The sequence below is a fragment of the Leuconostoc sp. BM2 genome (assembly GCF_002095565.1).
In the GTDB taxonomy this organism is placed as follows: Bacteria; Bacillota; Bacilli; order Lactobacillales; family Lactobacillaceae; genus Leuconostoc; species Leuconostoc falkenbergense.
Genome location: NZ_MOWQ01000005.1, coordinates 29326 through 50993, shown reverse-complemented (window position 1 = coordinate 50993; position 21668 = coordinate 29326). Strand labels below are relative to the sequence as shown.

The 21668-nt window shown below is 39.2% G+C and carries 25 protein-coding genes and 1 riboswitch; of the genes, 6 read left to right on the top strand and 19 right to left on the bottom strand.

Going from position 1 to position 21668, the window contains the following annotated elements; all coding sequences use genetic code 11:
- Nucleotides 1-4 precede the first annotated feature (4 nt).
- On the top strand, nt 5-202 hold the full coding sequence (locus BMG01_RS03085) for a YjzD family protein (RefSeq protein ID WP_004913117.1): 198 nt from the start codon (nt 5-7) through the stop codon (nt 200-202).
- A gap of 52 nt (nt 203-254) precedes the next feature.
- Here BMG01_RS03085 and pepT read toward each other — a convergent pair whose 3' ends face one another.
- The 4 genes from pepT to BMG01_RS03065 form a co-directional block, all read right to left on the bottom strand.
- Complete coding sequence (gene pepT / locus BMG01_RS03080; protein ID WP_036068354.1) at nt 255-1493, bottom strand: peptidase T; 1239 nt, start codon at nt 1491-1493, stop codon at nt 255-257.
- A 4-nt stretch (nt 1494-1497) separates the two neighbouring features.
- A complete protein-coding gene (locus BMG01_RS03075) occupies nt 1498-2325 on the bottom strand; it encodes a Nif3-like dinuclear metal center hexameric protein (protein ID WP_051586150.1) in 828 nt (275 codons plus the stop codon).
- Nucleotides 2319-3008, bottom strand: a complete 690-nt coding sequence (locus tag BMG01_RS03070) for a class I SAM-dependent methyltransferase (RefSeq protein ID WP_036068347.1) — start codon at nt 3006-3008, stop codon at nt 2319-2321. The genes BMG01_RS03075 and BMG01_RS03070 overlap by 7 nt, the downstream gene beginning before the upstream one ends.
- Before the next feature lie 69 nt (nt 3009-3077).
- Complete coding sequence (locus BMG01_RS03065) at nt 3078-4019, bottom strand: DMT family transporter (protein ID WP_036068346.1); 942 nt, start codon at nt 4017-4019, stop codon at nt 3078-3080.
- Nucleotides 4020-4178: 159 nt separating this feature from the next.
- A riboswitch (TPP riboswitch) is annotated at nt 4179-4268 on the top strand.
- Between the two features lie 148 nt (nt 4269-4416).
- On the opposite strand from BMG01_RS03065, the gene BMG01_RS03060 reads away from it, so the two are divergent.
- From BMG01_RS03060 to BMG01_RS03045, 4 genes are read left to right on the top strand one after another with little or no spacing between them, the layout of a single operon-like run.
- On the top strand, nt 4417-4995 hold the full coding sequence (locus BMG01_RS03060) for an ECF transporter S component (protein WP_004913103.1): 579 nt from the start codon (nt 4417-4419) through the stop codon (nt 4993-4995).
- Nucleotides 4992-5285: a thiamine-binding protein gene (locus BMG01_RS03055; protein WP_036068345.1), complete on the top strand. Its 294-nt coding sequence runs from the start codon at nt 4992-4994 to the stop codon at nt 5283-5285. The genes BMG01_RS03060 and BMG01_RS03055 overlap by 4 nt, the downstream gene beginning before the upstream one ends.
- A 37-nt stretch (nt 5286-5322) precedes the next feature.
- On the top strand, nt 5323-6696 hold the full coding sequence (locus BMG01_RS03050) for an ABC transporter ATP-binding protein (protein WP_036068343.1): 1374 nt from the start codon (nt 5323-5325) through the stop codon (nt 6694-6696).
- Entirely contained in the window at nt 6696-7337 is a 642-nt protein-coding gene (locus BMG01_RS03045) for an energy-coupling factor transporter transmembrane protein EcfT (protein ID WP_036068340.1), read from the top strand. Before BMG01_RS03050 ends, BMG01_RS03045 begins: the two co-directional genes overlap by 1 nt.
- Here the strand turns inward: BMG01_RS03045 and BMG01_RS03040 are convergent.
- The 15 genes from BMG01_RS03040 to BMG01_RS02970 form a co-directional block, all read right to left on the bottom strand.
- Nucleotides 7294-8082: a ribonuclease HII gene (locus BMG01_RS03040; RefSeq protein ID WP_036068338.1), complete on the bottom strand. Its 789-nt coding sequence runs from the start codon at nt 8080-8082 to the stop codon at nt 7294-7296. The genes BMG01_RS03045 and BMG01_RS03040 overlap by 44 nt on opposite strands.
- The gene (gene ylqF / locus BMG01_RS03035) at nt 8079-8924 is read right to left on the bottom strand and encodes a ribosome biogenesis GTPase YlqF (RefSeq protein WP_036068337.1); all 846 of its coding nucleotides are present in this window, start codon (nt 8922-8924) and stop codon (nt 8079-8081) included. Before ylqF ends, BMG01_RS03040 begins: the two co-directional genes overlap by 4 nt.
- 17 nt (nt 8925-8941) lie before the next feature.
- The gene (locus BMG01_RS03030; RefSeq protein ID WP_004913088.1) at nt 8942-9169 is read right to left on the bottom strand and encodes a YozE family protein; all 228 of its coding nucleotides are present in this window, start codon (nt 9167-9169) and stop codon (nt 8942-8944) included.
- Nucleotides 9156-9770, bottom strand: coding sequence for a YpmS family protein (locus tag BMG01_RS03025; RefSeq protein WP_036068336.1), 615 nt, complete (start codon nt 9768-9770; stop codon nt 9156-9158). Before BMG01_RS03025 ends, BMG01_RS03030 begins: the two co-directional genes overlap by 14 nt.
- Nucleotides 9752-10657: an SGNH/GDSL hydrolase family protein gene (locus BMG01_RS03020; RefSeq protein WP_036068335.1), complete on the bottom strand. Its 906-nt coding sequence runs from the start codon at nt 10655-10657 to the stop codon at nt 9752-9754. The genes BMG01_RS03025 and BMG01_RS03020 overlap by 19 nt, the downstream gene beginning before the upstream one ends.
- A gap of 98 nt (nt 10658-10755) precedes the next feature.
- On the bottom strand, nt 10756-11610 hold the full coding sequence (locus BMG01_RS03015) for a DegV family protein (RefSeq protein WP_036068334.1): 855 nt from the start codon (nt 11608-11610) through the stop codon (nt 10756-10758).
- Between the two features lie 9 nt (nt 11611-11619).
- Nucleotides 11620-12117 carry a dihydrofolate reductase gene (locus BMG01_RS03010; protein WP_004913075.1) on the bottom strand — a complete coding sequence of 166 codons (498 nt, stop codon included), beginning with the start codon at nt 12115-12117 and terminating at the stop codon, nt 11620-11622.
- The gene (locus BMG01_RS03005) at nt 12104-13309 is read right to left on the bottom strand and encodes a CCA tRNA nucleotidyltransferase (RefSeq protein ID WP_036068333.1); all 1206 of its coding nucleotides are present in this window, start codon (nt 13307-13309) and stop codon (nt 12104-12106) included. Before BMG01_RS03005 ends, BMG01_RS03010 begins: the two co-directional genes overlap by 14 nt.
- A 37-nt stretch (nt 13310-13346) precedes the next feature.
- Nucleotides 13347-14612 carry a lipopolysaccharide assembly protein LapB gene (locus BMG01_RS03000; RefSeq protein ID WP_036068331.1) on the bottom strand — a complete coding sequence of 422 codons (1266 nt, stop codon included), beginning with the start codon at nt 14610-14612 and terminating at the stop codon, nt 13347-13349.
- An 11-nt stretch (nt 14613-14623) separates the two neighbouring features.
- Nucleotides 14624-15724 carry an enolase C-terminal domain-like protein gene (locus BMG01_RS02995; protein WP_036068330.1) on the bottom strand — a complete coding sequence of 367 codons (1101 nt, stop codon included), beginning with the start codon at nt 15722-15724 and terminating at the stop codon, nt 14624-14626.
- Complete coding sequence (menH, locus tag BMG01_RS02990; RefSeq protein WP_036068329.1) at nt 15711-16508, bottom strand: 2-succinyl-6-hydroxy-2,4-cyclohexadiene-1-carboxylate synthase; 798 nt, start codon at nt 16506-16508, stop codon at nt 15711-15713. The genes BMG01_RS02995 and menH overlap by 14 nt, the downstream gene beginning before the upstream one ends.
- Nucleotides 16505-18136, bottom strand: coding sequence for a 2-succinyl-5-enolpyruvyl-6-hydroxy-3-cyclohexene-1-carboxylic-acid synthase (gene menD, locus BMG01_RS02985; protein WP_036068327.1), 1632 nt, complete (start codon nt 18134-18136; stop codon nt 16505-16507). Before menD ends, menH begins: the two co-directional genes overlap by 4 nt.
- Nucleotides 18129-19325 (bottom strand): isochorismate synthase MenF, encoded by a 1197-nt coding sequence (locus BMG01_RS02980; RefSeq protein WP_036068325.1) that lies wholly within the window; start codon nt 19323-19325, stop codon nt 18129-18131. Before BMG01_RS02980 ends, menD begins: the two co-directional genes overlap by 8 nt.
- Nucleotides 19326-19386: 61 nt before the next feature.
- Nucleotides 19387-20187: a bifunctional hydroxymethylpyrimidine kinase/phosphomethylpyrimidine kinase gene (locus BMG01_RS02975; protein ID WP_036068385.1), complete on the bottom strand. Its 801-nt coding sequence runs from the start codon at nt 20185-20187 to the stop codon at nt 19387-19389.
- A 2-nt stretch (nt 20188-20189) separates the two neighbouring features.
- Nucleotides 20190-20660, bottom strand: coding sequence for a hypothetical protein (locus tag BMG01_RS02970; RefSeq protein WP_036068323.1), 471 nt, complete (start codon nt 20658-20660; stop codon nt 20190-20192).
- A 96-nt stretch (nt 20661-20756) separates the two neighbouring features.
- Between BMG01_RS02970 and BMG01_RS02965 the strand changes: the two genes are divergently transcribed.
- A complete protein-coding gene (locus BMG01_RS02965; RefSeq protein WP_036068321.1) occupies nt 20757-21647 on the top strand; it encodes a YitT family protein in 891 nt (296 codons plus the stop codon).
- The last annotated feature ends 21 nt before the right edge of the window (nt 21648-21668 follow it).

Genomic DNA, 21668 nt, shown 5'->3' with positions numbered 1-21668 from the left:
AATTATGAAATATATCATGGTGGCCATTTGGTCGGCAATATTTGGCGAAATCCTAGGGTACATTGTTTCTCAACTAACTTTAGGAACTTATAACTACATTGGTGTCGCAGTTATTGCTATCGTTGTTGGAGAAGTTGCCCTCGTGGCAATTCCAGCTATTTCAGGTTCAGCAGCGCCTAAGGAAATATCATCTGAACAATAATTTCAATTCACATCATCACATCAAAAAAGAAGCCGATACGGCTTCTTTTTTATTACTTTTCTGCAGCGGCCAATGTCACAATTTCTAAAATAACATCTGTTGCCTGCTCCATAACAGTTGTGGAAACATATTCAAAGCGACCATGCATATTCTCGCCACCTGCAAAAATATTTGGCGTTGGTAGCCCCAAGAAAGTGATCTTTGAGCCATCTGTTCCGCCACGAACCGGTTCAATGATAGGTTTAATGTTTAACTTTTTCATTGCCTCTTCAGCTAACTCAACCGATTTCATATCATTTTTGAGCACTTCACCCATATTGTGATATTGATCATTGAGTGTCACTGAAATCCGATCCTCACCAAATTTTTGATTAAAAGTTGCAGCGATATCCATTAACTTCTGCTTACGTGTTTCAAATATTGTACGATCATGATCTCTCACAATATAACGCATTGTTGCCGATTCTGGATTTCCTTCAATTGAGATGACGTGCCAAAAGCCTTCAACGCCTTCAGTATGTTCTGGGCGATCATGTACGGGCAATTCTGCATGAAAATCAAACGCCACTTGAATAGCGTTAATCATAGCATCTTTTGCTGTTCCTGGGTGCACGTTGCGTCCTTTAATATTGATTGTAGCGGCTGCCGCGTTGAAGGTTTCCCACTCTAATTCACCTAATGGGCCGCCATCCATCGTGTATGCAAAGTCTGCACCAAAAGCAGCAACATCAAAGTTATCTGCGCCAATACCAATTTCTTCATCAGGACCAAATGCAAAACGTAAATCACCATGCTTGATTTCTGGGTGAGCAATTAAATATGCTGCTGCTGTGATAATTTCAGCATCTCCGGCTTTGTCATCAGCACCCAAAAGTGTCGTACCATCGGTTGTGATTAACGTGTGCCCAACGTACTTTTTTAAACTTGGAAATTCAGACGGATTTAGTTCGTAACCACTTGTCCCAAGCTTAATGGCAGATTGGCCATCATAATCAGCAACAATTTGAGGATTCACATTGGCCCCATTGAAGTCAGCGGTATCTACATGGGCAATGAAACCGATTGTAGGTATGTTTGCATTTTCAATGTTACTTGACAGTTCGGCAAACACATAACCATCAGCCATAGTACGCACATTTTCAAGGCCAATGCGCTTCAATTCTTCAGCCAATTCAGCTAAAAACGCCACTTCTTTGGGCGAAGAAGGCACCGTCGTTGAATTTTCGTCTGACTGCGTATCAATTTTGACGTATTTCAAAAATCGGTCTGTTAGTTCTGGGTATTTTGTCATATTTTCACTCCTTTTTGGTCGACTGCTGCTGTCCGGACGGTCCCAAAATATACGTATAAGGATCTGTATTCAGCTTGGTGGCAAAAACATCAAGCTGGTCATCACACCATGCTTTTATTTGCTCAGCCATTTTTTGATTAGCAATGGCTTCCATGTGATGATCCGGATCAATGACTACAAAATCATCTGCTAAGATGTCATGGCCAACATGATAATATACATCAGCAGTAACAAAAGCATCAGCTCCTGATTGTTTAGCTGTTTGCCAAAATTTACCACCATCTCCACCTAGAACTGCCACCGTTGAAATGACACGATTAAGGTCATTGGCTATGACACGAACAGCTTCAACGTGAAAAATATCACGCATTTGTTTCGCAAAATTTGCTACTGTCAATGGTTTCTTTAACTTACCAATCCGACCTAATCCTGTTTTACCATCTGCATTAGGGATTAAAGGCACTGTGTGCTCAATATTAAGTGCTGCCGACAACCAATCATTCATCCCACCAAAAGCGTTATCCAAATTGGTATGTGATGCATAAACCACAATTTGATGGGTAATAAGATCTGCATACATTTGATTTTGTGGGACGGATAAATCTAAGTTTTTAGCTGGGAAAAACATTGCCTCATGATGTGCCCAAATGAAATCTACCTTAGCAGCAATGGCTTCCTTGACGACCTCAGGTCGCACATCTAATGTTGTCATAACGCGACTAATTTGTTGATTCGGATTACCAATTTGTAAACCAGTGGGGTCACCTGCTTCTGCCAAGGAAAGTGGCGCAAACTGTTCAATTTGATCAATTAATTCTTGTGCAATCACGATATCATCTCCTTGATACGATCATAAGTTGTTTGCCATTTTGTGTAGGTTGGCGTGTCTTGGTTGCCTGAATTTTCCAAATGCGCCAAAATAACTTTGATACGATCACATTCTTTTTGCCACTTGGCAACAAAAATTGGTGATTTTGATTGCAACAGATACGGACCAAAATCAATCTCACGCTCAGATAATTTGGATTCACCAGGCGTGGCAACGATCACTTCATAAAAATGCGAACCTTCCTGAACAATGTCTTCCGCTATAATCAAATAGTGATTGTTGTTTAACCATGATCTGACAACATTCTCATCAGTATTTGGTTGTAAAATCAAAGTATTGTACTGATGATTTTTTGACTGACCAGCTGACAAAATGTCTTGAATCAAAATCCCACCCATGCCAGCAATTACAACCGTGTCAACCTTATCAGCTATGTCAATGGCAGCTAAACCATTCGCTAATCGCGCCTCAAGTTTGCCATTCAGATGTCGTTTGTTAATTTCATGTTGAACATTTTCAAACGGCCCTTGAGCGACTTCACCAGCTATGGCATGCTGGACATGATTGTTCAAGATTAAATGTGCGGGTAAATAGGCATGATCTGAACCTATATCAGCAATTATTGCGCCTTGTGGCACATGTTTAGCCACCGCTTCAAGGCGTGGCGAAAGATGAATACTATCCATAATGTTCCCTAAAAAAATTTTTTTACTCCTATCAGTATAGCAAAAAAGCCAGCTACGCGCTGACTTTCCTTATCCAAATTTTATCAATAACACACCAATTGCCATCGCCATAATACCAAATATTTGAGCCCTTGTGACTTGTCTTTGCGGTGAACGCCACCAACCAAATTGTGTAACAGCCATTGATCCAACGATTGAACCAAATAAGCCCAAAGTAACTGTTACCCCCGTACCAAGTTGTGGGACTAAATAGGCGGCTGCAAAAACAAATGCAGCACCTAATACACCGCCAATGAACAACCAAAACGGCTGCCCATTCGCATGAAATTCTTTTGGCAAAAAGGACTTATCACGAATAATCACAACCAGAAGAATCAAGATTGTGCCTGTCAAAAAAGAAAACACCGAGGCTCCGACTGAGGAATGCATTAATTGGCCAAAGTGGCCATTAATGGCTTGTTGAATAGCTGAAATAGCACCTGCCACTATCCCCCACAAACGCCATAAATTCAACGTAACGGCATTTTCATGATCTTTGTCGCTTTTTTCTTCAATTTTAGCAACCCCACGGCTGGCCAACACAACAGCAATGTAAATACCTAAGAATAAAATCAAAATTCCCATAGACTTAAGCCATGTCAAAGGATGCTGCTGTGCCCCAAAAAGCCCAAAGATATCAATCACTTCTCCCATCAAAACTTGACCTAAAATGGGCAAAATAATCGTTTGAATTGCCCCTAATTTGGGAAACATTAAAATGTTAGATGTTAAAAAGAAGACACCCAAAATTCCGCCCAACCAAATCCACCACGGGTTATGCGATAAAACAGTGCCAATAGGAACAATGTGTTGATTGGTCCCCAAAAAGACGGCGATCAGAAATATTGTCCCGACTGAAAATGAAATTAAACTCGACCTAAATGGTGAACGTACCGCTGCACCTAATTTTGCATTAATAGCACTTTGATTAGCTAATAAAAATCCAGCAGCCAATCCAATAAAATAAAGCATCTCAATACTACTCCTAAATATAACTTTTTTAATTTTAACTCATGCGTAATAAGTATACCCATAGGTGCCGTTTTTGCAAGCCAAACGACTTTCATCTATTGCAGGTAAAAATGGATTGTGGTACACTCTGTTTGTGAGATAATCACAAACAATTGAAAACACCAAAGTCTGGGGTGCCGAATGGCTGAGATAATACCCATATAACCTGATCTAGATCGTACTAGCGTAGGGAGATTTACTTGAATATTAATTCTATACAGACACAAGCTACTAATCGTCAGTCTGTTTTAGCATTTGTAATTGATATTATGTCAAAGCCAATCTTCCTATGGAGATTGGCTTTTTGTATGTCTAACCTCATTGCGGTGTTTTCACAACAAATTCGGAGGTGTGCAACATGCATACAAAATGGTCACTACGTGACGTTATCTTTATCGCGCTCATCGCGGTGTTTTTCGGTTTTATTTTCTGGGCTTGGGCATTTGCTTATAACGTCATTGCAGCAATATTAACGCCTATGGGTTTAAGTCCATATGCTAATGATGCAACAATTGGTCCATGGTTAATGGCTGGTCCAATGGCGGGCTACATCATTCGTCGTGCCGGTGCTTCGATTATTGGCGAAACGCTTGCCGGCACAATTGAAATGGTTTTTGGTTCACAATGGGGCGTCATGAACATCGTTGCTGGCGCTATTCAAGGACTGGGAACCGAAATTGGATTTGCTATTTTTGGTTACCGTCGCTGGGATAAAACTAGCTTAACTGCTTCAGTCATTACCGTCACAATTGTAACCTTTGGTTGGGACCTACTTCGTAATGGCTATGCACAATATTCGTTTGGTCTACTAGTTGGTTTGTTTATCACTCGCCTGATTTCATCAGCCATTTTTGCTGGTGTCATTGTTTACTTCACGCAAAAGCTAATTGCTAAATCAGGTATCTTAACAACGCATCAATCAGAGGTGATCTCATGATTTCAAGTATTGCTGTTCAAGTTTTGCCAATGACTGCAAATGAAAACGATGTTATTAAAATCGTTGATCACGTCATCGCTTACATTGATGCTAGTGGTGTTAATTACCAAGTTGGTGCGTTTGAATCAACATTAGAAGGTGATTATGATCAACTGATGTCACTTTTAGCACAATTGCCAAAAGTGGCTGCTGAAATCACAGACATACCTGTAATGGTTTATAGCAAAATCAACATGGCAACCACAAGTGATGTGCTTACAATAGCAAAAAAAACAGATAAATATAAATGAAGCGGTGTTTTCCGCGTACATAGGATATTCTAAACCGATGATTGTTACTCTAGAACATATTAATTTAAGCTACGACAAAACAAAAATATTTAACGACTTGACACTATCCATTCCAGAAAATAGTTTCAATCTTTTAATTGGACCATCAGGTATTGGTAAATCAACATTGTTAAAAATCATTGCCGGTTTATTCCCTCAACTTAAAGGCACTGTTTTGGTTGACAATACCGCCATTAGCCAGTTACCAGCTAATCAGAGAGCACAGCATGTTGGTTTTTTATTTCAAGATCCCGACACACAGTTTGCGATGCCTACCCCTTTTGAGGAATTGACGTTTACACTAGAAAACTTACAAATTCCGGCTGATGAAATAGCTAAACGTGCGACGGCGGCACTTGAATTTGTCGGCATCAAACAACTAGCCGACCAACAGATTGCCACGCTTTCAGGTGGTGAAAAGCAAAAAGTTGCTTTAGCAATAATTGTCGCAATGAAAAGTAAATTGTTGCTATTAGATGAACCTTTCGCCAATGTCGATATAATAGCACGGCAGGAAATTTTAAAAAAAATAAAAACATTGCAGGCTGATGGCGTTACCATTCTTGTGGCAGATCATGATTTTTCAGGTTATCAAGACATTGTAAACAATGTATGGGAAATTCAACATCAAACAATCTCAACACTTGAACATGATCAATTTATGCAACGCATTTCCAAACCACAACATCATATTTTTAAAACAACCAATGAGGGTATTTTTGAACTGACTCATTTTAAATTATCGGCCGAAAAAAGGACATTAATCACTGTTCCCCAACTCTTGATTGGTGCACCTGGCATTACCCTTCTAACTGGCGCAAATGGTAGTGGCAAATCAACTTTATTTAATGCGTTAACTAAATTGAAATCTTTTGATGGGCAGATAACTTATCAATCAAAAAATATTCAAAAATTAAAAGTTGCACAATATGTTCAAAAAGTGGCGCTATTATTTCAAAGTCCCGAGCGCCAGTTTCTTAGAATGACCGTCGATGAAGAATTAGCGTTGAGCTACCAACATAGCCAACATCAATCATTTTGGTCTTCCAAAGTAATTGATCATTATCTCACGCGCCTCAATCTTAATCATTTACGTCAACACATTGTCTATCAACTTTCTGGTGGCCAAAAGAAAAAGCTGCAACTGTTACTGATGTTAATTGTTGGCACGCCCGTTTTGTTGCTTGACGAACCAATTGCTGGACTTGATGTTGCCTCAGTACGTGTAGTCTCTGAAATATTACAAGAAATTTCGGCTCAAGGTAAGCAGCGTTTCATCATTATTAGTCACCAACTGGATGCCTTACTACCAGTCATTAACTACCATCTACACCTTGATCACCAAACATTATACTATCAGGAGCAACTTTAATGAATTCCGGTGTTAAATTCGTCTTTATTTTAATCGTCAGTATTGAATTAACCTTTATATTAAACGCCCGTATTAATTTTATAGTAGCGATCGTTGCTGCAATTTATTTAATGCTATCAAGATTAACATGTCAACGCTATTTATTGCTCGTGCTAATGCCTATTTTGCCCGTTTTGGGTGCATGGACATCATTTAATACGTATGGCACTCACAACATAGCAATCGTCATGGCGACCCGTATTGTGGCTTACATTTATCTTGGTGCTGCTTTCTCATTTACAACGAACATGGTTGATTTATTAAATACGCTAGAGCAAAAGTGGCATTTACCAACGACCTTTGTCTACGGATTACGAGGTGCACTGACATTCGTCCCCCGCGTCAAACAAGAAATCAAAACAATCCATATCGCTGCTCTCATGAGAGGTGAACACTTATCATTTTATTCACCTCAATTATTTTTCAAAGCGATTTTGGTTTCTCTGCAATGGTCAACACGGTTATCAACGGCAATGGTTTCACATGGTTTTACAGAAAATGCACCACGCACTCATTTTCAGTCGATTATCATACAAAAAAGAGACTGGCTAATAGCTATCAGTCTCTTGGTGATTTTGCAATTGATGATTGCATATCTTTAATTGGTGCAAACGTTTTGCGATGAATTGGCGTGATGCCTTTCGTTTCAATGGCTTGGAGATGTTCTTTTGTCCCGTAACCGGCGTTTCTCTCGAAGCCATAACCGGGATATTTTAGACCATAGTCAGTCATTAAACGGTCCCTGGTGACTTTTGCCACGATACTAGCAGCGCCAATACTATTACTACGTGCATCACCTTTAATGAGAAACTCTTGCGGGATATCAAGGTCCAACCGCATAGCATCAATCAATAGCACCTCGGCTTTAAGCTGTAATTTAGAAACAGCAATCGTCATCGCCATGCGAGCTGCTTCATAAATATTAATGTCGTCGATGGTAGCAGCTTCGACCTCTCCAATGCCAACAGCCAGAGCCTGTGTCATAATTTTTTCGTACAAATCTAATCGCTTCTTAGCCGATAATTGTTTTGAATCAATGACGTCTATAACATTGAAATTATGAGGTAAAATCACGGCTGCTGCAATTACTGGTCCTGCTAATGGTCCACGACCAACTTCATCAATCCCTGCAATATTGTCGTAGCCTTGTTCCCAATATTGTCGTTCAATATCAAATCTATGCACAAATGCAGTCTGTTTTTTAGCCGTCCTGTCTTGGCTTTTCCGCCAATTCTGGATGGCTTTTTGCACGCCTACGCGTGAATCTTGCTGCCAAACTAATAACCGTTCATCACCAGGTGATATCGTCTCAAGTTGTGTCCGAATTGCCTTTATTGTCTCACTCATATATCAATCAAATCCAGTGTAAATGCACCCAACTTATTTTTTCGCAAGTCGTTTAATAATCGTTCACTTGCCTTATCATAATCATCTTTGAAACCAAGTTTTGCCGTAATTGCTAACAAAACATCGACATTCTCTTGCTCAAAAATATCGGCTGACAAATGATAACGTTCAATCACGGCTTCAGGACGATAATGCCTGAAGAAAGCAATTAGAAAAAGCGCGGCGTCATCTTTGGCAAAAATTGTATCCTTGACAGCACCAGTTAAGGACAATTTCATACCGATTGTTTGATCTTCAAATTTTGGCCACAAAACACCAGGCGAGTCTAGTAATTCTAACTTAGTTGGGGTTTTCAGCCAAGCCACTTTTTTGGTGACACCTGGTCGATCGGCAGTCGGTGCAACATTTTTCATCACTAAATGATTTAGCAACGTTGATTTACCAACATTGGGGACACCAGTAATCATTGCACGTATTGGTTGATCTTGGATACCACGTGCCAACTGGGCTTCTTTTTTTGCTTCAACAGCCCTTCTAGCGGCTTTAGTAACTAATTGCGGTGTTCGTGGATCACGCGTATCCAACACCAGAACTGTATAACCCTGTTCTTCGAATTTTTTTTTCCAAGCACGCGTTTGTTCTGGGTCAGCTAAGTCCGCCTTCGTCATAATCAACAATCGTGGTTTTTGACCAATTAGTTTATCAATCTCGGGATTACGTGAGCTTTCCGGAATTCGTGAATCAACTAATTCAAAGACAACATCTACTAATTTTAAGTTTTCTCGCATTAAACGGAAGGCTTTGGCCATATGACCAGGAAACCACTGAATAATTTGTGCCATTTTGAGCGTACTCCTCTTTATCGATCTGCGATATACATTGACCACGCTTCATCAAACGTCGTCATGCTCATCAAGTAAGTCGTATTTTCTTCTAAATACTTAGAAATATCATCAAAGTCCGTACTTTGTTTGGGAAATGTCGAATCCAAAAAGGCGTTGTTAGCAAATTGCTGAACATCATCCGCGGCTATTGGATTACGATTTGTCATTAACCAATTATAAAAAGAGCGATCACTTTTTTTCATCTACTAAGCCTCCTTCAAATACAAATTGATCTGATTTCATATCAATAATTTTGGCCCGAAATGTTAAGCCCTGCGTCGTTGGCAATTGGCTCATATTAATAAAGATTTCTTTTTTCTTAGGCATAATAGTTACATATTTTGGTGCATCATAACTAGACCGAACGAAGCTCATAACAGTGGACACAGGCAGCGACAAATTACCAATTGCTAGTGATTTTGCCTTTAAAATAATGTTGCCATTAGCCGTTACTTGTGGGTCAAGCGCCATGCCAAAGTTAAATTTTTGCCCTAAAAATTTAGTGCTACCATACATCATGACTTTGTCAGAAACATCAAACGTAAAACCACTGTTATCAGAATCGTTAAGATAGTGGGCTACTAAGGCATTAATTTGTTTTTTGTTTAGTGTAATATCAAATGTTGCGTCAGAATTTGCTATTTTTGACTGACTATCACTATATTTGATTGGACCTGACGCCTGATGAAAGAACCAAAAGCTGGTCAGAACGAGCCCAGTTACTAATACCCAAAAAAACCAAAACCAGATTGAACGGTGTTTTTTTGGTGTCATAGCTGGTCTTTTTAGTGTTTGATTAACCAATGTTTTTCCTCTCGCTTCATAACATGCAACAATTGTGATGTCATATATTGATAACCTTTGTCATTAGGATGATAATTATCATCTTTTGAAATCCAATTATTGTCAACACTTGTTTTTCCCGTCAAAACAGCCGTCATGGCTTTCGTTGCATTTTTTTCTGAACTATCACTTTCAATTTGCTTAACAAGTTTTTGACGTTGTGATTTTGTCTTGAATTGACCGTATGTCAAATCAAACGAACTGACATAATAAGCATTACCATCTTTTGTTGCCATTTTAGCATTGATAGCATTGAAATTTTTAACATCAGCATTGAAATCTTCACGATTAGCAAAGTGAACATAGAGCGGATTATAGTTACCAAAAATAAAGATTGGCGCTTGTTTGTTATAACCACGAACCGTTTTTAGCAATTTTGCTAACCTGCTTTGATAGTTCACTTTTCCTTTAACAACTGCTTCAGACAATGCTTTTGGAGAAGAAGCCGTCATATTTTTGAGTAACAATTGCTGTAAATCATTACCGCCAACTGTCATGACTAATACATCAGCGTTTTTAACACTGTGTTGAAAACTTGATTGTGCCACTAATCTTTTTTTAATTTGGTCTGAGCGGTCACCTGCTTTGCCAAAATTTTTCATGGTTACAGAAATATCATATTTTTCACGAATCTCTTTAGCAATTCTACCAGAATAGCCTTGCAATTTTTGTGTATCACCAACGCCCTCGGTTAGCGAGTCACCTAATGCTACCAAATTGACATGTGACACTTTTTCAGTTTTTGACAATGATTGATTGAGTGAATGATGTTGCCAGTTTTTAATACCAAAAAGTACGCCAGCACCAACAATCACGATGGCAATGAAGCTGATTAGTACCTTTCGCATTCGTAATTCTCCTGAAACTTTACTGGTAATTATTATAGCCTAAAAAAGCGTTAGTTACAAAAAAAGCGAGCTAGACTCGCTTTTAAGATAATTATTCATCAACGGGCACGATACAAAATTGCCAGTGCTCCCACACCTGTATGGGTGGATATAATCGGCGTCGTGTTCAAAACTGGAATTTCCAAGTCTGGCCAGATTGCTTTTAACCTTTCGGCTAATTGCGTGGCTTCCTCCGGAATACCAGCATGTGAAATACCAATCGCAACCATTTCTTTGTATTCTTGCATTTTTGCAATCACGTTGTTATTGAATTTAGCAATAGTTTTCATACCTCGCCCCTTCAATAAAACATCGACAGTGCCATCAGTATGTGTCACACCCGCACCAACCTTAATATTCAACAGATTACCAATAATGCCCTGTGTTTTGCTCAAGCGACCACCGGCAACCATATTTGTTAAGGAAGTGAAGCTCAAATAAATATTGGATTCATCACGAGCCTGTTCAATCGCTGGCATAATTTCTGCCATTGTTGCCCCCTGTTTTGCCATCTCAGCAGCTTGCAAGACAACAAATGCTTGTGCACGATCAGCTGCCAGTGTATCAAATGTTGTAATTTTTGCACTTGTTAAAGCCGCTGCCTGTTCAGCGGCACGAACTGTCCCCGATAATCCTGAAGACATGTGTATACTCAAAATTTCTGAATCAGGATGTTTTTGGTGAATCTCATCATAGGCAAGCTGAAACGCCCCAATTGATGGCTGTGATGTCTGAGGTAAACTCTTACTAACGGCCATTTTTTCTAAAAATTCATCACGTTGTATCGTCACGCCATCCTCATAAACGGTGCCGTCAATTTGGACAGAAAGCGGTACAATTTTGATATCATAAAATGCTATTTCTTCAGGTGTCAATGCAACAGCTGAATCGGTTACTATTTTAATATTTGACATGTTTTTTCCTTACTTACGCTTGTATCGTTCAACCACATACGCGTAATCATGATTGTTATCTTTGGGATGTGCCTCACTAGAGGTCAGCTTAAATTGTGACAAATCAATTGGCGCAACAAATGTGTCACCATCAATTATACCGTCAATCTTAGTGACAACGAGATCAGTTGCGTATGGCATAAACGCTTTGTAAATAACCGAGCCACCAGCAATTGATATGTCACGCGATTCGTTTTTAATAAGCGCCAATGCATCATCAAGTGAATGCACAACTTTTACTTCAGGATAGTTTGTCTGCCAATTTAAGTCCGTAGTCATCACAACACTTGTTCTGTTAGGCAGTGGTCGTCCAATACTCAACCAAGTTGGGCGGCCCATGATCATTAGTGTATTCATTGTCTCGTCACGAAAGAGTTTTAAATCATCGGGCATGTGCCATGGAATGCTGCCATTTTTACCAATGGCGTTCTTTTTATCCTGCGCCCATACCATTTTAATTGTCGTCATTTACCTGCTCCTTCGCATACTGTATAAGGGATTCACGGGTGTTTTCCAGCTCACCATTGACCACTGCGTACTCAATTTTTTTCAGACATTGGCCTAATTTAGGCCCGGGCATCATAACACCTTCACGAATTAAATCGCCGCCTTGAATAGCTAATTCTGACGAATTTGTAATCGGTAACATATCTATTATATGCCTTATCTGCCCAATTGTCGCGTTTGAAACATCTAGCAGTGTTAAAAGCTCGAATAACGTTTTTTGATAAGGTAGTGCCTGGTACAAATCAAAAGTAGAAACTTTATCAATTTGGCGAATCAATGGCACGACAGTCATCACCGTTGTTATTGTTTCTCGACTTAATTTCCAATTCCTTAAAAAACGATTGATTTGAGATGAAGTCAAATCTGTTTCGGCCAATACCAGCGACCAAACTGCGAAAGTATCAGCAGGTTGATGTGTTGCCATATGTTGAATGATGTTATCCCAAATTTTCAATGGCTCACCTGGCAGGTAGTTGATAACACCATCATCTAAAGCCAATTTTAAGCTCTCAGCGGCATTGCCGCCCATTAACATTTTTTCAAATTCTACCCGTATACGCTCTACGGCTATTCTAGTTAAATTAGGTGCCAAATCACGTAACGCTTGACGTGTGTCATCTGCTATACGAAAACCTAGCTGGGCGCTAAATCTTAGCGCCCTCATCATTCTTAACGCGTCTTCAGTAAAACGTGTTTCTGCATCACCAACAGCACGAATAATACCGTTTGTCATATCAGATAAGCCATCAAATAGATCAACAACTTCACCATCATGACGCATTGCCAGAGCATTAATCGTAAAATCACGACGCTTCAAATCTTCTGATAAACTACGCACGAACGTCACACTATCGGGTCGCCTGAAATCAGTATAAGTTGACTCCGTCCGAAATGTCGTAATCTCATAGCCTTCACCATGGTCAAGCACCATCACAGTGCCGTGCTGAATACCCGTATCAACTGTCCGGTTGAACAATGCTTTAACTTCTTCGGGAAAAGCACTACTGGCAATATCAACATCATGTATTGGCGCACCCAAAAGTGTATCTCTAACAGAACCACCAACAAAATAAGCCTCATAGCCAGCTTGCTCCAAGGTAGCTAAAATAGGTTGCGCTTGTACAAATTCTTGTGGTAATTTTTCAATTTTCATATCATCTTATTTTATCAAATAAAAGACAACTGTGGGTTTAATATTCGACACTTTCAAGGCGCATTTGCATATCATCATCGTCAGGTGCAATCTTTAAATATTGTTTCATTGTGACTAATTCTTGTTCACGCATCCCCTGTTCATGATACCAGTCAACCAAATCGTGCAAAAATGCTACGTCATCGTTATAAAGCGGTGACGCTTGTTGCCAGTATTTGTTAGCCTTGTCATCTTGACCTAAAGCTTGATAAGCTCGTGCCAAATCCCAATAAAACTGTGGGTCAACAACATCCTCAGCAATATATTTTTCAATTAATTTCACATCATCTTCATACAAATTTTGCGACAAGAGTAACTCAGAATACGTAATAATAGTCATCACATCATTTTCATCTAATGCTAGTGCTTTTTGATAATAGGATTGTGCGGCCGCTAGATCACCTTGCTTGTCTGCCGCCAACCCAGCCAAACGGTACAAAAGTGTATTCGTTTCATCTTGGGCTATACCAGCTTGATAGGTACGATAGGCATTATCGAAATCTTGCTGATGTTCATACGCTTGTCCCAATAATGGGTATATAGAGGTATATTTAGGATCAGCTTCCAAGATATTGTTAAACAGCTTAATTGCCTCGTTTTCACGACCATTTTCTTGATACAATACGCCTAATTGAAACTGTGTGTCTAATGTCATTTGTTCCGGTTTAATTTGTTCCAAATAACCAACTGCGTTTTCATAATTTCCGATTTGTGCATACGCGACCCCAATCCGAGCAACCAAATCAACGCGACTAATTTCACGTTCACCTTTCAGTAACAACGATCGATAGCGTGGAATGGCTTGATGATAACTCTGATTAGCAAAATAAAATTCGGCTAATGCAAATTGGATAATTATTTCATCTGGTGCGATTTTTTCTGCCTGTAACAGGCTTAACTCAGCCGATTCATTCAATCCCTCAGTTTGGTAAATATCAGCTTTCACAAGAAGCGCTTGTAAATAAGACGATGATGAGGGTCTGATTTGTGCTAAGTAGTCTTGGGCTTCATCAATTTGACCATCTTCAATGGCGATGTCAGCCAAAGCAGTACGAATGTCATCCTCATCAGGAAATTTATCTAATAATTTTTTGTATGCTCTGCGCGACTGATTCAAAAATCCTAACGCGTATAATTCTTCGGCCAAACTATAAATCATTTCATCACTATCATGCCGCAGTGATTGTGCAAATAACTTTTGCGCCGTGTCTAGCTGCCCACTGGATAAGGCATCCAACATTTTTTCTGCATAATTTTCTGTCATAGGAGTTCCTTCTAATATTGTATGTTAATTGTGTTGGCAGACTGCATATCAGCAATGGCATCAAAATCCATTGTCACACCAATGCCAAATCCTATTGGCACTGTGATATAACCACGATCAACAACTAACTTTTCTTTAATGATGTCCCGTTCAAAATAGCGACTACTGTCGGATATATCGCTTGGAAAAGCAATATTTGGCAAACTTGCTAGCGCCAAATCAACACTTCGTCCTAACCCACTCGTTAACATACCGCCAATCCAAGGCTTATCAACCATTTTGATCGCCATAATAGCATTTGAAATGCCCCCTATTTTGCCCTGCTTGACAGTTAGCGCGTCAGCGGCGTGTAAGTCAAGCATTGTGGCGATATCATCTATATTATTGACGGATTCATCTAGACTCAAGTGTTGTTGAATACGGGCTTGTAGTTGCGCATGTTTAACAAAATCGTTAGCGCTATAAGGCTGCTCAATAAAATCAACATTATCAGGCAACGTGGCTAAAAAGGAAAAGTCTTCATCACGAAAGCTACAATTGGCATCAATAGAAAAATGTTGATTCGGGTAATCATGCAATAAATCAATCAACTTTTGCCAATTGTTCGTAGCGCCATCAATTTTCAACTTATGACGTTGATACTGCGCTTTCATCATAGCCTTAAAATCATCTGCCAATCCAATTGCGACACTAACTGGTACTTTTGTGCCTGTGCCACCAATGAGCCTTTGCAAAGATTTCTTTTTCAAATGACCAACAGCATCCCAGATTGCCATTTCAAGTCCTGATTTAGCAAATGACCCGTACGCTGTTAGCTTATTTAAACGACCAGCAAACTCCTCGGGCGATTTAAACTGATAGTCCTGCAGCTGGGGCAATAAAATATTTTGGACAATTGACAAGCTCTTGATTTGATTTTCTGGCGCATAAGTGAAATCATCAAACGATTGTATTTCGCCGTATCCCATAACCTCTTGTTGCGTCAGATGATCAAATAATGTCACTTGTACAATCGTTAATGGTCGCCGTTTTGTTTCTGTATGGGCCGTTTTAAATGACTGTTTTAAGGTCAAAATAACCGGCGTGAGTGTCACACTTTTAATTTGATACATTTAATGCCTCAACAAATAGCTTTGGTTGCTCAACATGCGTGTTATGTCCTGCATTAGGAATAACTGCTTTTTGAACGTTGGGAATCAATTGTACCATTTGATTGGCGATAGCATTAAATTTATTATCTAATTCGCCAACAATCACTTGCGTTGGTATTTCTAAATCCGACAGCTTCGACCAAAAATCAGGCTGTGCCCCTGTTCCCATTTTTCGCAATGAATTAGCGACATTTGTTGGGTTTTGTGACAAGCGTTGTTGCCGAATATGGTCTTTTTTTGATGATGATAACAATTGTTGCGTTTCAAATAATGGGAGTTGAGCCCAATTATCCACAAACTTTGGAAAATTCTCTAAAATAGCTTGCGCCTTAATCTCGTCCGCAGTTATTCTTGCTTGCCTTTCTGATACAGTTTTGAGTCCCGCTGTGGTGCTTTCTAAATAAAGATTTTTTACCAAATCGGGATACATTAAAGCAAATCCCAACGCCAAACGACCACCCATTGAATAGCCTAGCAAATTAACATTTTGCCAATGAAGTGAAACCAAAATTGATCTTAAATCATCAATTTGATTAGCCATCTTAAAACGACTCACATCGACGACATCTGGTACCCGACTACCAAAACCAAGTAAATCAACTGTCAAAACTTCACCGGGCAAATCCAATTTGATATCATCAAAGTCATGATGTGATCCCATAAAGCCGTGCAACAGTAACCATTGACATGGACGTGCATCATTTTTAGTTAGAAAAATCTGATAGGGATAGTTGTTGATCATCATAGGCTTTCTCCAATATATTTTTGATGATCACGCACATTTTGAGTGCGGTTACTGGGATAAACAATTATTCTCGTGCCGTCTGTTGGTTGGTTAAGCACCTTTCGCAGATCTTCCGGTTGCTTGAGTAATACGTATGACAGCTGATACAAGGATGCAATTTTACTGATGTCCAATTCTAACGGTGTCCCAAAAAGTGTTTCAAAGTATTCTGTTGCTTCGGCTTGTGGCAAAAATGAAAAAATACCGCCACCATTATTATCAATGACGATAATATCAAGCGGTAACTGATAATTGCGGGCCATCATTAAACCGTTCATATCATGAAAAAGTGTCAAATCTCCCGTCAATAATAGACTACGTTGTTTTGTCGTGACGCTCATCCCCAAAGCTGTTGAAATAACACCATCAATACCATTTGCCCCACGATTAGCATAGATTGTTTGTGTATTAAAACCCGTAAAAAAATCATCCATATCGCGAATGGGCATACTATTGGCAACAAAAATCGGTGTTTTTGGCGATACAGCACGATTCAATGCTGAAACAATCGCCATTTCATGTACTAATTGTTTATCCTTTTGGTTGATTAATTGCCAGTTTGTTTCGAACGCTTGTTGTTCTTCACTAAGCACCACTTTTGCTTGCCTCAAAAAGTCACGTGGTGGCATTAAAATTGCACGAGAAACATGTCGTGAATGATCAGTTCCAGCATTTAAATCAACATGCCAAGTCTCAATATTGGCATGCTTTAGCCATTGCAAAACTTTCGCAGAAACTGGCGTTTTACCAAATCTAATGACTAAATCTGGTTTTAACTCGTCGGTCACTTGATCAAATTTCAACAAATAATCAATACCATGAATCGTTTCTGGGGTACGGACACGACTTAAAATATCCGCAATCACTGGCACATGGTAGGGTTGCGAAAATGCCAATAAAGCATCGCTATATGATTCTGCAACATTTGGACCGGCAAGAATTAACACACGCTTTGCTGTGATTGGTGGTATGTCAATTTTAATCTGAGATGGTTTTGAAAAGGATAGTTGCTTAACTAACACGTTATCCTGATTTCCTAATGTTGGCATCAAAGGTTTGCGTAACGGTAAATTAAATTGCACTGGCCCACAAGGTGCCGTATTCGCCAAATGAACAAACTTTTGTGTTGCAAAATCAATATATTCAGTTATGTCTTGGTGTGTTTCCTGCAAATTAAAAGCGAGATCTGCTTTCGTTAATTTTCCAAATATATTTTGCTGTGGTAATGTTTGTGGCGCACCATTATATTGTAATTCCTGTGGCCGGTCAGTTGACAAAATAATCAGTGGTACTTCTGACACTGACGCCTCTGCTACTGCCGGTGTATATTCTGTAATAGCAGTCCCTGAAGTACCTAGTAGAACCACGGGTGATAATGTCGTTTTAGCAATTCCTAGCGCAAAAAAGCCTGCTGATCGTTCATCAACATCAACATAGAGTTTCACATTTGGATGATACTTGACATACTCAGCAATTAATAATGCAACTGGCGTACTACGTGACCCCGGAGAAAGGACAAAATATTTAACACCTCCAGCTACTAAAGCGCCAATTAAGTGTTTGGTATTGTAAGTTAAAGCATCAATCATGCGTTAATTCTCCTAACAATTGTAGCATTGGCTTAAATTTCAACGCCGTTTCGTCATATTCTTGTTGTGCTTCTGAACCGGCAACAATACCGGCGCCAGCAAATAAACGTGCACGGGTCTGTTCACAATACATCGAACGAATACCCACTACTAACTCACCCGTATTATCGGCTGTGACATAACCAATTGGTCCTGCAAATAAGCCACGAGGTTGTTGCTCATGCTGCGCAATGTATTGTAAAGCTTCTTTTTGTGGTACACCACCTAAAGCTGGCGTTGGATGTAAATTATCAACTAGGTCTTTGACAGACATATTTGCAGACAATGTGCCACTAATCGGCGTGTAAAGATGCTGAACCTGTTTATTTTGTAACAGTATTGGATTAGATGGTACATTTAACTGCGTTGTTATCGCTTCTAATTTCATTTTGATACTATCAACAACAAACTGATGTTCACGCTGATTTTTTAAACTATGTAATAGGCTATTGCCTAATTCACGATCACGATGTGGATCACGATCTCGTGGTGTGGTGCCGGCAACAGCTGCTGTTTGAATTTCGCCCTGAGAGACAAATACGAGACGCTCAGGTGTCGCAGAAACAAAAATTTCATTTTCTCGTTTCAAAATGACATGATAAACATTGTGTTGCATTCTTAATGCTTGTAACAAACATGAAGCACGATTCTGATTGGACAATTCAATCATCTCCTGCCGACCAAACACGACTTTGTCGATCGGCGATTTAACATCATTGAGATTTTTTATTAAATCATCTACGCGTTGAATCCAGTCTGTTTCAGAGATAATTTTTTTTATTTGTACCCTTTTAATATCGTGGGTTTGTTGGTGATTTGCTAGGATGCTATCTAACTCTACTGTGTTAGATTGTAACCGCCCATTGGCAATCGAGACAACAATCTCAGGTTCAAACCAAAAGCCGTTCATTAGTTCTTCCTTTGAATGCTGACCATCAAAAGCGTTGGCGCCAAACACCATCGTGTTAACCTTTTGAGGCAACGTTTGCCATGAATTTTTTAATCCAAAAGCGTAAAAAATTTGTGTTGCTGTATTATTTTCAAAAAAAGCGCTCACCCGAAAATAATCAAGCATTTGGTTTAATACTTGATAATCCTGCGAAGTCACCTCACGTTCAAATTTAAAAAACTGATTGTCACTCTTTTTCATGTTACTTCCCTAACAACTAGATTAAAAAGCAACAGACACTCGCCTGTCGCTTAGTTCTACTTTATCCCAAACGCCGCGCTGCTTGCCAAACATTGCCAACATTGAACTTATCGTTCAGCACAACACCGTTTTTGATAGCCGCCAACACAAATTCTTTGGCATCTTGTACCGTATCTCGCATATCATTTTCTACCAAATTAGCAGCAATACTAGCCGAAAAAGTACATCCGGCACCATTGTTATAGGGCACTGGTGTTTTAATTTTCTCGTTCTGGAAAATTGTAAATTCCTCACCGTCAAATAAAACGTCAACCGCCAAATCACCAGACAATCTCGCACCACCCTTTATAACAACATTTTTAGCGCCTTCATTAGCTAAAAGTCGTGCGGCCTGCTTCATATCATCTACATTGTGAATGACACTATTGGTAAGTAACTGTGCTTCATTTAAATTAGGCGTCACAACTGTTGCTAATGGTAATAATCGATTATGAATTGCCTGAGCTAATTCACTTTTACCAGCTTTTAAAGCGCTTTCTTTAAAAATCATCACTGGATCAATGATGATAGGAATACTAATTGTCTCTAAACAATCGGCGACCACATTGATAATGTCTACTGTTGGTAAAAGACCAACCTTAATCGCAACAATTTGATTCAATGACATAACAGAAGCCAACTGAGCTTTTATCACATTAATGTCAATTGGAAAAATTTGAAAACTATCAGCTTGTACAGTAACAATGCTTGTAATGACACTCAATCCTACCACGCCATACTCTTCAAAAGTCGCTAAATCAGCTTGAATGCCTCCGCCAGATAGAGAATCAGAACCAGCAATCGTCAAAACCTTGTTCACCATCATTAATTGCTCGACGCTACAAAGCTAATATTATGACCGTCATCAGTCACTTTAGTAACAATATCACTATCACTGCCAACCCATGAATAATAACGATTATGGGCAATCGCCCATTTTTTTGCTTCGGCTAGCGTTTTTCCTTTCAATTTAGCTGATTCTTTAATTTCTGCAGCAGTATCTTGACTGCTCGACGAAGCACTTGAAGATGATGATGACGATTCGCTTGATGTCTCACTGCTACTACTTGAATCATCTGAAGAACTACTATTAGAGTCAATTTTTTCGTCAACTGTGCTACTCTTTGACACTTTTTGTTGAATAGGTGTAGTTGTTTTTTGAGAATCAGAATAACCGATATAAACAAAAACGCCTAACGCAACAACAATTAGTAAAGCCAACACAATAAAAAAATTGCGAATCGGATGCTTTTTTTTATAAAATCTTGGTCTTTGATAATAATTATAATCTGCCATATTTACCTCTTATTAGTCCTATTATACCAAACATAACAATGTTTTTACTAGCCAATATGTTATCATGGAAATTGAACACATTAGCGAGGTTTTACGATGAATGTAACAAATTTAGAACGCATTTCTGTGCGTGATATTGGTATGATTGCATTGGGAACAGCCCTTTATGGTTGGGGTTTAATCAACATTAATATTCCAAATCAACTGGCAGAAGGTGGCGTTTCTGGTATCACGTTGATTTTACGCGTGCTTTTTGGTTGGAACCCAGCTTATACCACACTATTATTGAATATTCCGCTTGTTTTTATTGGCTATCGCGTACTCGGTAGACGATCTTTAATTTATACAATTTGGGGTATTTCATCGCTTTCATTTTGGTTGTGGTTATGGCAAGTTGTCCCGACACCACCCGCACTTGATCACGACATGCTAATCGCAGGTTTGCTGGCAGGATTTATTTCTGGTTTAGGTTTAGGCATTGTCTTTCGATTTGGCGGTACATCAGGTGGTACAGACATCGTTGCAAAAATTACAGAACAAAAACTAGGCATCCAAATTGGTCGAACAATGTTTGCGCTTGATGCAGTTGTTCTGATTATTTCTTTAATTTATATCGACATTGTACACATGATGTATACTTTGATAGCGTCATTTGTATTTGCACAAGTTGTTAATTTTACACAGCAAGGTGCTGCATACTCAGCAAGATCATTTATGATTTTTACACAGTATCCTGAAGAAATATCCCATGCGATTATGTCAGAACTCGATCGCGGCACCAGTCTGTTAAAAGCAGAAGGTGGCTACTCACACATTGATCAGCGCGTCGTTTATGCTGTCGTCGATCCTTCGGAAGTCAACATGGTCAGGCACATCATTAATCAAATTGATCCAAAAGCATTTGTTTCCGTATTTGACACACAAGAACAATTAGGCGAAGGCTTTTCCTACTTGCGCCCCAAAAAATCAATATTTAAATTCAAATAAAAAGCGACCAATTTTTGAAAT

What these genes read in the sequence shown, in the direction of transcription:
- BMG01_RS03055 (WP_036068345.1), top strand. Translation starts at nt 4,992, where the DNA reads ATGATTTCAAGTATTGCTGTTCAAGTTTTGCCAATGACTGCAAATGAA.
- BMG01_RS03015 (WP_036068334.1), bottom strand. Translation starts at nt 11,610, where the DNA reads ATGTCAAATATTAAAATAGTAACCGATTCAGCTGTTGCATTGACACCT.
- ylqF (WP_036068337.1), bottom strand. Translation starts at nt 8,924, where the DNA reads ATGGCACAAATTATTCAGTGGTTTCCTGGTCATATGGCCAAAGCCTTC.
- pepT (WP_036068354.1), bottom strand. Translation starts at nt 1,493, where the DNA reads ATGACAAAATACCCAGAACTAACAGACCGATTTTTGAAATACGTCAAA.
- BMG01_RS03020 (WP_036068335.1), bottom strand. Translation starts at nt 10,657, where the DNA reads ATGCGAAAGGTACTAATCAGCTTCATTGCCATCGTGATTGTTGGTGCT.
- BMG01_RS03070 (WP_036068347.1), bottom strand. Translation starts at nt 3,008, where the DNA reads ATGGATAGTATTCATCTTTCGCCACGCCTTGAAGCGGTGGCTAAACAT.
- BMG01_RS03000 (WP_036068331.1), bottom strand. Translation starts at nt 14,612, where the DNA reads ATGACAGAAAATTATGCAGAAAAAATGTTGGATGCCTTATCCAGTGGG.
- BMG01_RS03005 (WP_036068333.1), bottom strand. Translation starts at nt 13,309, where the DNA reads ATGAAAATTGAAAAATTACCACAAGAATTTGTACAAGCGCAACCTATT.
- BMG01_RS03040 (WP_036068338.1), bottom strand. Translation starts at nt 8,082, where the DNA reads ATGAGTGAGACAATAAAGGCAATTCGGACACAACTTGAGACGATATCA.
- BMG01_RS02980 (WP_036068325.1), bottom strand. Translation starts at nt 19,325, where the DNA reads ATGAAAAAGAGTGACAATCAGTTTTTTAAATTTGAACGTGAGGTGACT.
- BMG01_RS03045 (WP_036068340.1), top strand. Translation starts at nt 6,696, where the DNA reads ATGAATTCCGGTGTTAAATTCGTCTTTATTTTAATCGTCAGTATTGAA.
- BMG01_RS02995 (WP_036068330.1), bottom strand. Translation starts at nt 15,724, where the DNA reads ATGTATCAAATTAAAAGTGTGACACTCACGCCGGTTATTTTGACCTTA.
- BMG01_RS02965 (WP_036068321.1), top strand. Translation starts at nt 20,757, where the DNA reads ATGAATGTAACAAATTTAGAACGCATTTCTGTGCGTGATATTGGTATG.
- BMG01_RS03085 (WP_004913117.1), top strand. Translation starts at nt 5, where the DNA reads ATGAAATATATCATGGTGGCCATTTGGTCGGCAATATTTGGCGAAATC.
- menH (WP_036068329.1), bottom strand. Translation starts at nt 16,508, where the DNA reads ATGATGATCAACAACTATCCCTATCAGATTTTTCTAACTAAAAATGAT.
- BMG01_RS03065 (WP_036068346.1), bottom strand. Translation starts at nt 4,019, where the DNA reads ATGCTTTATTTTATTGGATTGGCTGCTGGATTTTTATTAGCTAATCAA.
- menD (WP_036068327.1), bottom strand. Translation starts at nt 18,136, where the DNA reads ATGATTGATGCTTTAACTTACAATACCAAACACTTAATTGGCGCTTTA.
- BMG01_RS03010 (WP_004913075.1), bottom strand. Translation starts at nt 12,117, where the DNA reads ATGACGACAATTAAAATGGTATGGGCGCAGGATAAAAAGAACGCCATT.
- BMG01_RS02970 (WP_036068323.1), bottom strand. Translation starts at nt 20,660, where the DNA reads ATGGCAGATTATAATTATTATCAAAGACCAAGATTTTATAAAAAAAAG.
- BMG01_RS03050 (WP_036068343.1), top strand. Translation starts at nt 5,323, where the DNA reads ATGATTGTTACTCTAGAACATATTAATTTAAGCTACGACAAAACAAAA.
- BMG01_RS03060 (WP_004913103.1), top strand. Translation starts at nt 4,417, where the DNA reads ATGCATACAAAATGGTCACTACGTGACGTTATCTTTATCGCGCTCATC.
- BMG01_RS02975 (WP_036068385.1), bottom strand. Translation starts at nt 20,187, where the DNA reads ATGGTGAACAAGGTTTTGACGATTGCTGGTTCTGATTCTCTATCTGGC.
- BMG01_RS03030 (WP_004913088.1), bottom strand. Translation starts at nt 9,169, where the DNA reads ATGAAAAAAAGTGATCGCTCTTTTTATAATTGGTTAATGACAAATCGT.